Below are 14047 nucleotides of genomic sequence, written 5' to 3' on the forward strand. Positions count from 1 at the left end.
CCCGGATTGGTAAAATTACACACTCACTCATAACGCAGTGCGTCAATTGGTTTGAGCTGTGCTGCTTTTCTCGCCGGATACACACCAAAAATGACACCAACCAATGTAGATGTCAAAAATGCATACATGATCGGCGACAGACTAATTGAGGTCGCCATCTGACCGAGCTTGCTAACCAAAAACGCCGCCCCTACCCCTAAGGCAATACCAATCACCCCGCCAATCAGGCTAAGCGTAACCGCTTCGATCAAAAACTGACGGAGAATATCTCCCCGCTTGGCTCCAATCGCCTTACGAATCCCGATCTCCCGTGTCCGCTCCGTGACGGATACAAGCATAATGTTCATTACGCCTATCCCGCCAACAATCAGCGAAATGGCAGCAATGCCAGATAAAAGCGCGGTCATCGAGCTGGATACTGACTGTGCCGTGCTTAAAATGTCAGATTGAGACGTAATGCGAAAGTCATCGGCAGCTTGTGGTCGTAGTTTGTGATTGGCACGAAGGGCTTGCTGAATATCTTGTTGCGCCTTTTCCATCAAGTCCGACGATGCTGCCGAGACGTAGATCGAGCCCACGTTTTTGCCTCCGGTCAACCTGTTCATCGCAGTAGTAATCGGAATGATGATCCGATCGTCGTTGTTAGTCATGCCTGAACTTCCCTGGCTCTGCAATACGCCAATGATGGTAAACGGAATCCGGTTGATCTGAACGGTTTGCCCCACTGGGTTCGCTCCTTTAAACAGGTTGCTTACCACCTCTGTCCCCACCACAGCCACGTTGTATTGCATCTTCACTTCAAAGTTGCTAAAGAAACGCCCTTGTCCTACTTCCACATTCCTCACCTGAGGGAAATCAGCTGACGTCCCCTCGAGCATACTGGAATAGTTGTTGCTTCCCCAGACAATCTGCCCCCGCGCATTGACGCTCGGAGCCACACCCGAAATGGACTCTTTTTCCATAAGGGTCTCTACATCTGCCATCGTCAGCGTATTCAGAGAGCCAGCCCCAAGGCTTACCCTGCCTTGTGTCGCCTGACCAGGTGTGACAATCAGCAGGTTGCTCCCTAAACCATTGATCTGCGAAGCAACAGACGTGGAAGTCCCTTCTCCGATCGCTACCATCGCGATAACAGCTGCCACACCGATGATAATTCCCAGCATCGTGAGAACGGAGCGCAAGCCATTTGCCCTGATGCTGCGAAATGAAATGCGTACACATTCAATAAAGCTCATCTGCTCTCCCCTCCATCGACATCCTCCTGCGATCCTCCACCACTTCATCCGCGATGATTTGCCCATCACGAAACCGGATGATCCTCTTCGCATACTCCGCAATATCAGGTTCATGTGTCACCAAAATAACCGTTTTGCCCTCATCGTTCAGCTTTTGAAAGATACTCATGATCTCTTCACTCGTCTTCGTGTCCAGCGCTCCTGTCGGCTCATCTGCCAGCAGGATGACGGGATCATTGACGAGAGCTCGCGCGATCGACACGCGCTGCTGCTGCCCACCTGACAGCTCATTGGGCTTGTTGTTCAATCGCTCTGCCAAACCGACACTCGTTAATGCCCGGATGGCTTTTTCTCTTCGTTCCCGTGCAGGCTTACCTCCATATAATAGAGGCAGCTCTACATTTTCAACTGCGGTCGTACGTGGCAACAGATTGAAATTTTGAAAAACAAAGCCGATTTTCTGATTGCGGATGACCGCCAATTCATCATCATGTGCATGTGATACGGGATAGCCGTCCAAAAAAAATTCCCCAGAGGTGGGCTTATCCAGACAGCCAATCACATTCATCATGGAAGATTTACCTGAACCGGAGGGCCCCATGATTGCCACGAAATCCCCTTCCTCAATCGACAAGCTGACACCCCTGAGCGCATAAATCTCCTGATCTCCGATGACGTACTGTTTTCTCAGCTCTTCTATTTGAATGACCGGTTTCATCTGCCTACCGTCCCCTTATCTGGACGCCCATTCCGCCGAATCCCGGCATACCGCCGCCGCCCATTCGATTTCCATTTTGACTACTCGTTCCAGATGAGGTCTGTGTATTCACGAGGATGACAACACGCTCTCCTTCGGTAAGCCCCTCCGTCACCTCTACCTGATCGGCAGTGAAGTATCCCATTTTGATCGGAACAAATCGATACGGCATATTCACTCTGCCCTCTTTGCCTCCACTGCGGTTATTCGCTTGCTTCGTCTGTGCCTGATTCCCTTCAGCTGCTTCACCAGCTTGTTGTGCAGCATCCTTTAGTACATACACGCCATCCTTGCCATTTTGCGTTTGCAGCGCTTGCGCAGGTACCACGAGCACATTTTTATGGGTTCCTCGTTCGATAGCGACGTTCATCGTCATGCCGATCTTCAATTTGTTATCCTGGTTTGCCACAGACAAAAGCACATCGTAAGTGGTGACTCCAGCGTCAGTTTTCGCTTCTGGATAGATCAGCTTTACCTTTCCATGGAACGTCTCGTCCGCATAAGAACTCGTCGTAAACGTCACAGGCAAGCCTTCCTGCACTTTTCCGATGTCACTCTGGCTAATCTGGGCCAACACCTCTAAATCTCCGCTATTCGAATTATCCATGATAATGAAATCATTGCCGGGTATTTCGCCTACATTGCCATTCACCTGAACGATCACTCCGTCCATCGGTGCTTTCAAGGTGACCGCTCTCAATGCTTTTTGTGCTTGTTGTAACCCCGCTTTAGCCTGTTCCACCGCTGCTTTAGCCGATAAAACTGTGGCGGCATCTGGGCCTTCATTCGCTTCCTGTAACGCTTCTTGCGCTGTTTGATACGCAGCCAATGCCTGCTCTACCTTCACACTGGCCTGCCCTGTGGTCTGTCCGGCTGTCAATACTGCTGAGTTGTAATCGCGTTGGGCCTGATCCAACGAGGACTGGGCACTGTCGAATTCACTCTTGGCAATCGCACCTGCCGCGAACAAGGCCTGCTGGGAAGTGTACGTCTTCTGAGCACTTTCCAGGTTTGCCTTCGCCTTCTCTACGTCATTCGCCGCTTTTTTCCCGTCAATGTTTTGCTTTGCGAGCTCCCATTCGTTCTTGCTCTGATTGACGGCGGCTTGCAAAGAAGTGATTTCAGCAGGGCTCTTGCGCTTTTGTGCCTCCTCTAGCCTGGCTTGTGCCGATAAAAGATTTGCTTCCGCATTTGTCACCTGGATTCTCGCTACGGAATCGTCCATCGTCGCCAGAACTTGCCCTGCCTTCACGGCATCACCAACGTCGACCTGAATGGTAGAGATCGCATCCTTGGCTTCTTCTGCATCAGAAAACGAGAGAGACGAGCGCTTGGAAGCCTGGACAGTGCCTGATGCCTGCACGACTTCTGAGATGTCTCCCCTTTTTACCGTCTCCACTTGAAAAGCGGCCTGCGCCGTTTGTGGGGTAAAAAACGACTGGTAGCCGAATATACCACCTGAAACGATCACAGCCCCGACAGCCAAAACTCCAACCATCCACCTTTTCTTGTTGCTTCCTACCTTAGAAAACAACTCTCTCTTTTTCTCCTTGTGAGTCACGCTCAGTCCTCCTACCGTATACTTGATTGAAGACTTGTCTTTTTGGTTGCGACCACTATACGGAACGAATACGTCAGGGAAAAGTCAGATGAAGACACAAAAAAACGACCAGAGAACCAGGTCGTTTTTGGATCAATCATGGTTTATTTGCGCAAAATCAACGTGAAGGTGCTGCCTGACGCTGTACTCTCCGTCAGAATCAACATACCTCCTAACGCTTGGGCAATCATTCTGCTAAAAGACAGACCTAGCCCCAGCCCACGGACGATGTGCTTCTTGTCCTCGCCTCGGTAGAATCGTTCGAAAATCAAAGACTGTTCCTCTATCGGTATCCCACGTCCACTGTCCTTCACGTCAATGCGAACCTCATCAGCTGATGCAGATAGTGACACGACGATCCGCCCCTCCGATTCCATCGCTTGTGCTGCATTGTTTAGGAGATTGTACATGATTTGCTGCACACGTAGCGGGTCGGTATCTATCATGATCGGATCAGATGTACTTTCGATGTGCAAGCTGAGCTTCTCTTCTTCCTGCACAATTTTCCATTGGTGCGTAATTTCCCGGATCAGCTCCTGCATGTTTTGAGGTTGCCGGCGAATGCGAATATCACCCACAGCAAAAGAGTTAAAATCGAGCAAATCCTCTACCATCTTTTGCAGACGTGTCGTTTCCTTCGTACAAATATCCAAAAACTCCTTGGCTTCCTCACCGCTCACAACCTCTTCCCTCACGGCTTGTACCAGCCCACTGATGGACGTTACAGGTGTTTTGAGTTCATGGGTCACCCCTGCCAATAGCTCCGTACGCATCATTTCCAGCTGCTTCAGTCGTTCTGCCATTTCTTCAAAGGAATGGATCAGCTCATACACTTCATGTTCGCGCTTGTTTTTATCCAATTGAATCTCGTAGTTTCCCAGCACGATTTGCTTGGCAGCGTCTGCCACATCCTTGATCGGCTGAGATAGCTTTTTCGTCAGTAAATAAATGACGAGCCAGCCAAGCAAACCGAGACCCAGAAGCATGATCGCGAGCAATTGGAATTCGGTCATGCTGCGTATCACCTGTTTTTGTGGGGTGAACAGCATGACCCATCCAACCACTCGCTCATCAACCTTAATGCTTTCCTTCACGAAAAGAACTTCGTCGCCCCGCGCAAGCTCAAACTGTGACAGGCTGTCATCCGCTTCCACCAGATCTGGTGCGATGCGCTTCAGTTCCCCAGAAAAAGGACCGGGTACGCCAAACACTGGTTGTTTATGTTCATCTAAAATCATCATAATTGGCTTGTAATTGACTCCGAGTGATTCCTGGCGACTGTCCACAATACGAAACAAGAACGGAGCCATTTTTACCTTGCCTTCCACATCAACGATCCGATCTGCTACTTCCGCTGCCATCAGCCTCATAAAATCAAGACGTTTTTGTGTCTCGCTATAAGAAATCCAGTAGCTGGATGCAATCCCGATCACGAAAAGGCCGATACACAAGATGATCAAGTATCGCGTCGTCCAATAGCGAAACAAAGAGGTTCGTTTTTTCTCACTCATATACGCACAGCTTGTAGCCCAAGCCACGATAGGTACGGATTTCCCCTTCGGATGTCGGCCAATTCTCCAAAGATCGCCGGATGCGTTTGATCGCGAGGTCTACTGCGCGATCACTTCCTTCGTAATCCATCCCCCACACCTGCTCGATGAGCTGTTCTCTGGTGAATGTCTGGTTTTTGTACTGTGCCAAAAATAGAAACAGGCACAAGTCCTTTGGCGTAAACGCCAGTTCGATGCCGTGCAGCATGACAGAATAAGCCTTGAAGTCGACTTTCAAACTGCCAAACTGCTTGACATGATTGCCTTCTATCAATTGTTTCGAGCGACGTAATACTGCATGTACGCGAGCTACCACTTCGTCGGCAATAAAGGGCTTGGTGATATAGTCATCGGCGCCTTTGTTCAAGCCCGCCAGCTTTTTATCGATTTGTCCCAACGCTGTCAGCATGATGACAGGACACGAGCTTTTCGCCCGAATATATTCAAGAATACTCCATCCGCTTCGTCCAGGCAGCATCACATCCAGCAAGACCAGCGCAGGATTAAGTGAATCAAACTTCTGCTCTGCTTCCTCGCCGTTAAATGCCTGTTCAACCCGAAAGTTATTTTTTTCCAAATACGCCTTCAATACCCGAGAGATGGGTAACTCGTCTTCCACGATTAAGATGTTTTGCATGCTCGTACTCTCTCCCCTCTGCTCGGACGAATCTCCCCTTTAGCGTAGGACATGAATATGTCAAGCAGATGTCTGGAAGGAAGCATACTTTGTAAGTAAAATAAAGAGACCTGAATGCAAATAGGGAGGTTTTTCTCATGAAACGCTTAACCGCGGAAGAAAAAAACGGTTTGTATAAAGCCATCAGCAATCGTCGCGATATTCGTAGCTTTCGTCAAGACCCTGTCGCCCCGGAAAAGCTCGCCATGATTTTGGCTGCTGCCCACCATGCTCCTTCTGTCGGATTCATGCAGCCTTGGAATTTTGTCCTGGTGGAAGACGACGCAACCAAACAAGCTCTCGCAGAATGTGCGGATAAAGAACGCCGGGCACTTGCCATCCACTACGAAGGTACGGGACGAGAGTCGACCTTTTTAGAGTTGAAAATTCAAGGGATCAAGGAAGCACCTGTCACCATCTGTGTCACTTGTGATCCTACACGTGGGGGAGACCATGTACTCGGACGCAATTCCATCCCGGAAACAGATATTATGTCTGTAAGCTGTGCGATCCAAAACATGTGGCTAGCAGCCTACGCAGAAGATTTGGCGATGGGCTGGGTCAGCTTTTACAAGAAGGCTGACGTGCGTCGTATCCTGAACATACCGCCGCATATCGATCCTGTCGCATTGCTGTCGATCGGGTACACGGATCATTATCCGGAACGTCCACTCCTGGAGCTGCACCAATGGAGACAACGCGAGGACCTGCAACAGTTGATTTATCGGGAACAGTGGGGGAGCAAGGCGTAAGCTTTGATCTTATACGAAAGTAAGGGCGCTGCAACTGCGGCACCCTTTTCTTTTACAAAAAAAAGACCGCCTGATCAACAGGCAGCCCTGAGAAATAGAGGGGTAGTACGTGATTCACGGTATCTTCCTGACGTGTCCGAACACGAAGAAGGTTTCACAATTGACGTGACTCACGAACATGGAACTAGCAAAATGGGAAATTTCACCTGACACCGAGCTCTTCCTCTATGCCCGAATATACCTAGCTAATCGATTTATATACGTGGACGGGTCCGGTTAGTCGGAATGGCCGCTAGCGGATCATCTGGCCAATAATGCTTGGGATAACGGCCCTTTAAATCTTTTTTCACTTCAAAATACGCATGTGCCCAAAAGCTCGCCAAGTCCCGTGTCACTTGTACCGGACGATGAGCTGGTGAAAGCAGGTGCAATGTCAGTGGTACTCTGCCTCTACCTATCCTCGGAGAGTCTTGCCAACCAAACAACTCCTGTAGCCGGACGGAGAGCACCGGTGCCACTGGATCGCTGTAATCGACAGGAATTTTGGAACCGCTCGGGACGATCACATGAGTCGGAGCGTATTCGTCTAGTTGTCTGCGCTGCTCCCATGACAGCATACTCTCCAGCAACGTCGTCACTGACAGCGACTGCAGGTCTTCCTTTCTTTTGAAACCATACACATGGGGTGCGAGCCATTCCTCCAAGGAAGCAAGCAGTGCCTCATCTTCCATATTCGCCCAGCCTTCCTCCAGACGATGCATAAACAGCAAACGATCGCGATACTGTCTCGCCTGTCGATTCCACGGCAAAATCTCCAAGCCTTCTTCCTTTATTCCTTCCAAAAACGCTGTTAAAACCTCATCTGGCGAAGCCTCCGCAGGTATATCCGCCAGCAGGATCGCCCCCAACCGTTTTTGCTTGCGGCTGCGAACTGCCCCTACTGCATGCTCCCACCATACATTCATTCGTTCGGCAATCTGCATCGCACAATCATTCAACAGATCGCTTTCTTCCACACTAGCCGCCAGTAATATCCGACTGTCTGCGCCTTGGTCATCGAGTTCTGCTGCTACAATATACGGCGAAGCAGTCAGTGGTTGTTGCACCGAAAAAGCCGCCCCACGCCCATTGCGAAGCAAATAACGACCATCTGCCCTTCGCTGGGCAATCCGGTCCGGGTACGCAAACGCCAGCAGTCTTCCCGTCGCTTCTTTACGAATGGAAGTGTCAGCAGACTGATTTTTTGCCCAAACCCGCTTGAAGTGAGCCGCCTCTTTCCAAAGTCTTTTGCATGCTCCTACATCAATCGGCAGCTCCACTGCCCCACTCTGTTTGTTTGCTACCTGACGAAGCAGTTCAACACGTGTACGCATATCCGCATCTGCTGACGCTTGACGCCCCCTCACAATATCTCGTTCTTCCAAGAGGACAGCTAGCTCGCAAGCCAGTTCACCTTGCCCCAGTTCATTCGCTTGCTGAATCATGTGGCCTAATCTCGGATGCACCCCCATCCCAGTTAGCACTCGTCCATGTGGTGTGATTTGCTTCCGCTCATCTAATGCGCCCAACTGAAGCAGCAGCTCTTGAGCCTGCGCCATCGCTGGCTTCGGCGGGGGATTCAGCCAATCCAGCTCTTCCGGCGCCCCGACTCCCCACAGAGCCAGCTCCAAAGCGAGCACAGCCAGATCCGCTTCCATGATTTCAGGGGCCTGCTGTGGAATGAGCATACGATCTTCTTGCTCTGTCCACAGTCGAAAGCAGACCCCGGGTGCAAGCCGTCCAGCCCTTCCTCGACGTTGGTCTGCAGACGCCCTTGATACCTTTGCAGTCTCCAGTCTCGTCATCCCTGTTCGTGGAGAAAAGCGCGGGACCCGTTTTAATCCACTATCAATCACGATGCGCACACCCTCGACAGTCAAGCTCGTCTCGGCAATAGTAGTTGCGAGAACAATTTTGCGCTCCCCTGTTTTCCCGGGCTGGATCGCCTTATCTTGTTCCTCCTGCGACAAATTTCCATAAAGAGGCGCAATCCGTATATTCGTGCCCACACCACTTTGTTCAAGCAACTCTTGCACCCGGTGAATTTCTTTGGCTCCTGGTAAAAAGACGAGCATATCTCCCTCTTCTTGTCTCAACGCTTGGAAGATCATCTGGACAACCGCTTCCTCCAGACGCCCCTCCATCGGGGAAGTCAAAAAGTGCGTCTCCACTGGAAACATCCTGCCTTTACTACTGATAACAGGAGCATTTCCCAGCAAGGCTGACACAGGCTCAGCATCGAGCGTAGCGGACATCACGAGAATTCGCAGGTCTTCCCGAAACAAGCTTTGTGCCTGAAGACTAAGGGCGAGCCCTAAATCTGCGTGCAAATTCCGTTCGTGGAACTCGTCGAAAATAACAAGACCGACATCAGATAGCTCCGGATCATCCTGTAGCATTCTCGTTAAAATTCCTTCTGTAATCACTTCAATCCGTGTGTCTGGACCTACTCTAGATTCACGCTTGACCCGGTATCCGACCGTTTGTCCAACTTCTTCCCCCAGCAAGGTAGCCATGTAGGTAGCAGCTTGACGTGCGGCCAGTCTGCGTGGGACTAGCATTACAATTCGTTGATTGTGTAACCAAGCTTCTTCACGCAAGGCCAGTGGTACCCGCGTCGTCTTCCCCGCACCCGGAGCAGCGACCAGCACTGCGTTTGTCTCTTTGCGCAGCGTGTTTACCAGCTCTGGCAATACTTCATTTATCGGCAATGCATTCATGTTTTCACCTCATACGAGCAATCATCCCTATTCATCATACATGATACAGGGATGTAGGTTGAGTGTGGATCGCAAACAAAAAATGACTGAATAATCATTCAATAGTATAATGAGCCCATCACTATGGGAGGTGTGCGGTATGATTCACATTCATCATCATGAAGACGTGGCATGTCTAGAAGGGATTGTTCGCGTAGGGGATTGGGAATCAGGGATTACTGTTTACGTGACGGATGGCATGCTGGTTGATACTGGCCCGAAAGTACTCGAGCAAGCTCTCGTTCACCGGTTTCAGGAAGCCTCGTTTGATTCGGTCGTACTGACGCACAGCCATGAAGACCATGTCGGTACCGCCGCGTGGATTGCCCAGCATAAACAGGTCCCTCTTTTCATTCACGAAAAAGGAGTGGACATTTGCTCCCAAAAAGCACAGTACCCTTTCTACCGTAAGCTTACTTGGGGGATTCGTGATCCTTTTGTGGCCCAACCTTTGGGTGACGTCCATCACTCTCGCTCCATCGAATGGAAAGTACTTGATACCCCCGGTCATGCCCATGACCATATAGCCTTATTGGACGAAAGGACCGGTCGCTTGTTCTGTGGCGATCTTTTTATGGGTGTGAAAACGAAGGTCATATTACGAGAAGAATCGATCCCCACCTTGATGAATTCCCTTCGTACGGTTCTCGCTTGTGACTTCCAATCGATCTTTTGCGCCCATTCCGGATATCATCCTGACGGGAAAACACGCTTGCAACAAAAGCTGGAGCATTTGGAGAATCTGTCTGGTGAAATCCTGCATTTGCATAGCAAAGGGCTTTCTCCCCATGAAATAAACAAGCAACTGTTTCCTTCTAAACCGCCGATCATTACGGCTTCGTCTGGCGAGTTTGACTCGTTGCATATCGTCACATCTGTCCTTGCAGAACATCTTCCTTTTCCAGCACCGGATAGTATACTAGAAGGATAATCCTTACAATTTCATAGAAAAAAGAGAGGAGAACATATGAAAGTCATCACGGTGTTACTTGCACTCATTCTGGGATTATCCGGTATTTATCCTGCGGTTTCTCATGCTGCACCGAAATTTAATGATGTCGATCCAAAGAAATACGGCTGGGCCATGAATTCGATCTCCTTCATGGTAGATAAGGGAGTCGTGAGCGGTTATCCTGACGGTCGCTTCCAGCCTGAAAGATTGGTAGACAAGGCAGAAATGACTGTTATGATTTATCGTCTGTTTGATCGTTACAGACCGTACAAAGCTAACCAAAAGACAAATTACGGCGACTATCACATCGAGAAATTTGCCGACGTGCCTAAACATCACTGGGCGTACACAGAGATTAGCTCAATTGTCACAAGAGACTGGTGGAACGCTGTCCGCTATTCGTCCCATGGCTACCTTTATTTCCCAGACACGAAACTAAATCGAATTGGTGCGGCAAACGTCCTGCCCGTCTTTATGTTAGAAAACCAAGACATTCCAGCGGCAGAGGTCTTACAAATCCTTTCTGGCATGCGGGATATTCCCATCGTCTTGAGTCAGTATTCGCTTGACCCAAACTCGCCTGAAGACTTTTTTCAGGAGGATGGTCGGTACAACGAAGATGGAAGAGACCAAACGAACATCCTGTATCCGCTTCTCTTTGGCCAAGATGGCGATGAAATATTGTTTACAGATGACTACAGTGGAATCATTGGAACCAACCTCGCCCTCTTGCAAAAAACAGGGATCATGACTGCATGGAACGGTAAGTTCGAGGGTGGAGAAATGCTGACTCGCGCGGAAGCTGTCACTATTTTGCACAGATTTTATAACTATTTGAAGCAAACAGGGACACTCAGCCAATACTCGAGCAAATGAAAAACCTCCATCTCGGAGGTTTTTTTGCGAATCCTTATTCTTTGTCGATCGGATTGCTGATACGATCATCATACGGATCGAAATAAATATGTCCATTGGAGCTAATCACGGCGTAATTCACTTCCGCGACGCTCAAGCCTTTTTTGCCCACCTGTGAGAGTAGCCACTCGATGGTCAAGCTATGTTGGCGTAAATTGCTCTGGATGATTTGGCCATCCATGATCAATTCAATCGGGAATGTCTGCCTCTTCCCCATTTTCAGTTTCAAGTCTCCGCGAGTGACAGGCAGAAACTGCGGTTTTCGCAGAATCGATACCTCTCCGTTCAACTCCAGCACAGCATATTGAACTTCTTCGATATTAAAAATGTTTCTCTCCCTCAGCTCTTGATTCAGCGTATCCAAAGACAGCTTCAGCTTGCGCATGTTATCTTCGAGAATTCTTCCATCCTGGATGATCACCGTCGGCTGGCCCGAAAACCATTTTCGCATCTTCCGGCTTTTCAGGGAGAGGATCATCAACAAATAGGCGATACCACCAAAAGTGAGTAGCGTTACGAGCATGTGCGATATTTTGGCCATGTTGTTAAAGGCAAGATTTGCTGTCAGCGCCCCCAAAGTAATTGCCGCGACAAAGTCATGATACGTCATTTGCGCAATCGTCTGCTTGCCCAACATCCTTGTAATCATCATCATGATAGCAAAAGCGAGCACTGCTCTCGCAACCATTTCCACAATAGACTCCATGCTCCACCCCGGGGATGACGAAATTTGCACCATACCCCCAATTATAGCCATGTTTATCATTGGAAAACCTGTCATGACTGCTTGGTCATACAGACTTTTTCTACAAAATCTTCTACAATAGAAAAAATCATACACGTAGAAAGGAATGAAGTCATATGGCGATCAAAAAACTGGAGCATGTGGGCTTGATGGTAAAAGATTTGGACGCCTCAGTTGCCTTTTACACCGAAGTGATTGGGATGGAGCTAAAAGGAAAGCTCGCTCATTCTAACGGAGTCATTACCCTTGCTTTTCTTGGATTTCCGGGAAGCACTGAGACAGAGTTGGAGCTCATACACGGATACAGCGATTCACTGCCAGTAGAGGGCAAGGTCCACCATCTGGCGTTTGCTGTGGACAACCTCGAAGCTGAAATCGACCGTTTGAAGCAGCTACATGTATCCTTTATCGATCAGGAAATAACCACCTTGCCGAACGGTTCGCGTTATATGTTCTTCAAAGGTCCGGATGGGGAATGGCTGGAGCTGTTCGAAAGCACAAGAACGTAGAGGGAAAAGATTCATCTTTTCCTTCTACGTCCCTTCTTTTTCTATTCTACTTTGATCTCTTTTCTACGTCCCATATACCACTGATAAAACCCTTCCGCCAACTCAATCGGCACATCTGTTACCCCTTTATGACTCACGGGTTTGGCGCGATTGACCGTTTTGATCGAAGCAAGCCCCAGCTTCTTTTGCAGGAGACCTCTTTTGACGTTGACCTCTATGATCTTCTCTCGTTTTGACACAAATAAAGTCTTGGTTAGGCTCCCTGTTTGGAACTGAATAAAGTGATCATTCAAGGTGTATCGCGTGTTGGTAAATTCAATGACCTCGAAGGCCAGGACGACCAGTATCAACGCAATGGATATAACCCACCACGCTTGCTCCCACCCCCAAATATTCGGCTTGAAGTATGAAAGCGCACCAATGCCTATGATCCAAATCCAGCTCGATCTGAGCAAGCGAACCCATAACGATTTTTGAGGGAGGCTCGTCATTTCTTCCGTCACTTCATACGCGGGCAATATTTCTGAGATCATCTCATACGCCCGTTTTACCGGTAAAAATGGATAGAGGGAGCTGACATCCTGTTTATCTTTATCCGAATCATTATCTCCGCCGACAACTGTCAGCTTGACTTCTGCGAGGCCCAACATGCGCTTTAACAAGGATTGTTTGATTTTAATCGCTTGTACTCTCTCTTTTGCGATCGAAAAAGCTGTTTCTTCGATGACTCCTTTGGCAATGTAAATCCGTTCGTGATCGGACGAAATCTCATATTTTCCGTAACGAATATAGGTCGTGACCATGCCAAATACGATGGATAGGACAAGAAGTCCAACGGCTGTCAGCGTGATCCATGTCCACGAGCTCGTAATAAGCGAATAAATACCTACTACCTGCTCCTCCACGTCGATATATTCGGTGAGCTTGAAATACGCCCATACCAGTAACGTAATCATCCCGAGGAAGCTGAGAGAAGTGAAGGAAGCCTTGATAATCTCTTTTTTCGTTGGTGTAAAGTGAATGATTCGCTCAGGAGTGGTATACGGCGTACTGATTTCCTCCGAAAAGGTCGCGTCTCCTTCTTTCCCTTTAGCTACAGGCTCTTTCTCTAATCGCACTGCCTGTTTCGTGTAAGCCTCCAGTCGATCCGCTTCGTTCAGCGAAATCACCGCGAATTCCACGGTCGAATCATCCCCAACCATCCCTGTCTCAAAGCGGATAGATGTCACTTGAAAAATCCGGTGCAGCAACGTCGTATGTCGATTGACGTTTTGGATTTTGGTAAAGGGGATCGTTTGCTTTGTCTTCGTAAAAATTCCTTCGTAAAGATGAAAAGCCGTATCATCCAGCCTATACTTGTACGAAACCCATTTCAAAACCAGATAGACCAGCATCCCTCCTACATAGATGTAAAAAACAATTCTCCCGTACGTAATGAATGCATTCGTCGAGTCATAATTGAACACAAACAAAATCAACGCTGGAAAAAACAGATGCTTTACTTGGATAATGAGATCAAAAAGGATATTTAGAGGATGATATCGTTTTGCTTCCATCA

At 48.8% G+C, this 14047-nt stretch carries 13 protein-coding genes; 5 read left to right on the forward strand and 8 right to left on the reverse strand.

Features of this window, described 5'->3' with window-relative positions:
* Positions 1–23: 23 nt before the first annotated feature.
* The 4 genes from PMI05_RS24005 to PMI05_RS24020 all read right to left on the reverse strand — a co-directional run bounded on the left by PMI05_RS24005 (position 24) and on the right by PMI05_RS24020 (position 4641).
* Complete coding sequence (locus PMI05_RS24005; RefSeq protein WP_007727490.1) at positions 24–1235, reverse strand: ABC transporter permease; 1212 nt, start codon at positions 1233–1235, stop codon at positions 24–26.
* Positions 1222–1953: an ABC transporter ATP-binding protein gene (locus PMI05_RS24010; RefSeq protein WP_007727492.1), complete on the reverse strand. Its 732-nt coding sequence runs from the start codon at positions 1951–1953 to the stop codon at positions 1222–1224. Before PMI05_RS24010 ends, PMI05_RS24005 begins: the two co-directional genes overlap by 14 nt.
* Positions 1954–1957: 4 nt before the next feature.
* Complete coding sequence (locus PMI05_RS24015) at positions 1958–3553, reverse strand: efflux RND transporter periplasmic adaptor subunit (protein WP_007727493.1); 1596 nt, start codon at positions 3551–3553, stop codon at positions 1958–1960.
* Positions 3554–3696: 143 nt separating this feature from the next.
* On the reverse strand, positions 3697–4641 hold the full coding sequence (locus PMI05_RS24020; protein ID WP_369751243.1) for an ATP-binding protein: 945 nt from the start codon (positions 4639–4641) through the stop codon (positions 3697–3699).
* 108 nt (positions 4642–4749) lie between these two features.
* Here PMI05_RS24020 and PMI05_RS31835 point away from each other — a divergent pair, with 108 nt between their 5' ends.
* The gene (locus PMI05_RS31835; protein ID WP_369751244.1) at positions 4750–4824 is read left to right on the forward strand and encodes a hypothetical protein; all 75 of its coding nucleotides are present in this window, start codon (positions 4750–4752) and stop codon (positions 4822–4824) included.
* Between the two features lie 271 nt (positions 4825–5095).
* On the opposite strand, the gene PMI05_RS24025 is transcribed toward PMI05_RS31835, so the two are convergent.
* Positions 5096–5779, reverse strand: a complete 684-nt coding sequence (locus tag PMI05_RS24025; protein WP_007727496.1) for a response regulator transcription factor — start codon at positions 5777–5779, stop codon at positions 5096–5098.
* A gap of 137 nt (positions 5780–5916) precedes the next feature.
* Here PMI05_RS24025 and bluB point away from each other — a divergent pair, with 137 nt between their 5' ends.
* Complete coding sequence (bluB, locus tag PMI05_RS24030; RefSeq protein ID WP_007727497.1) at positions 5917–6570, forward strand: 5,6-dimethylbenzimidazole synthase; 654 nt, start codon at positions 5917–5919, stop codon at positions 6568–6570.
* Positions 6571–6824: 254 nt separating this feature from the next.
* Here bluB and hrpB read toward each other — a convergent pair whose 3' ends face one another.
* Complete coding sequence (gene hrpB, locus PMI05_RS24035) at positions 6825–9329, reverse strand: ATP-dependent helicase HrpB (protein WP_007727499.1); 2505 nt, start codon at positions 9327–9329, stop codon at positions 6825–6827.
* Between the two features lie 139 nt (positions 9330–9468).
* Between hrpB and PMI05_RS24040 the strand changes: the two genes are divergently transcribed.
* Together PMI05_RS24040 and PMI05_RS24045 are read left to right on the forward strand one after the other, a co-directional pair.
* Positions 9469–10299 carry an MBL fold metallo-hydrolase gene (locus tag PMI05_RS24040; RefSeq protein WP_007727502.1) on the forward strand — a complete coding sequence of 277 codons (831 nt, stop codon included), beginning with the start codon at positions 9469–9471 and terminating at the stop codon, positions 10297–10299.
* Positions 10300–10335: 36 nt separating this feature from the next.
* Positions 10336–11196 carry an S-layer homology domain-containing protein gene (locus tag PMI05_RS24045; RefSeq protein ID WP_007727504.1) on the forward strand — a complete coding sequence of 287 codons (861 nt, stop codon included), beginning with the start codon at positions 10336–10338 and terminating at the stop codon, positions 11194–11196.
* A gap of 34 nt (positions 11197–11230) precedes the next feature.
* On the opposite strand, the gene PMI05_RS24050 is transcribed toward PMI05_RS24045, so the two are convergent.
* On the reverse strand, positions 11231–11941 hold the full coding sequence (locus tag PMI05_RS24050) for a DUF421 domain-containing protein (RefSeq protein ID WP_039961286.1): 711 nt from the start codon (positions 11939–11941) through the stop codon (positions 11231–11233).
* 155 nt (positions 11942–12096) lie between these two features.
* On the opposite strand from PMI05_RS24050, the gene PMI05_RS24055 reads away from it, so the two are divergent.
* Complete coding sequence (locus PMI05_RS24055) at positions 12097–12489, forward strand: VOC family protein (protein ID WP_007727508.1); 393 nt, start codon at positions 12097–12099, stop codon at positions 12487–12489.
* Between the two features lie 41 nt (positions 12490–12530).
* Here the strand turns inward: PMI05_RS24055 and PMI05_RS24060 are convergent, their stop codons facing one another.
* Positions 12531–14045: a PH domain-containing protein gene (locus tag PMI05_RS24060; RefSeq protein WP_007727509.1), complete on the reverse strand. Its 1515-nt coding sequence runs from the start codon at positions 14043–14045 to the stop codon at positions 12531–12533.
* Positions 14046–14047 lie beyond the last annotated feature (2 nt).

It is taken from the genome of Brevibacillus sp. BC25, from assembly GCF_000282075.1.
GTDB lineage: Bacteria > Bacillota > Bacilli > Brevibacillales > Brevibacillaceae > Brevibacillus.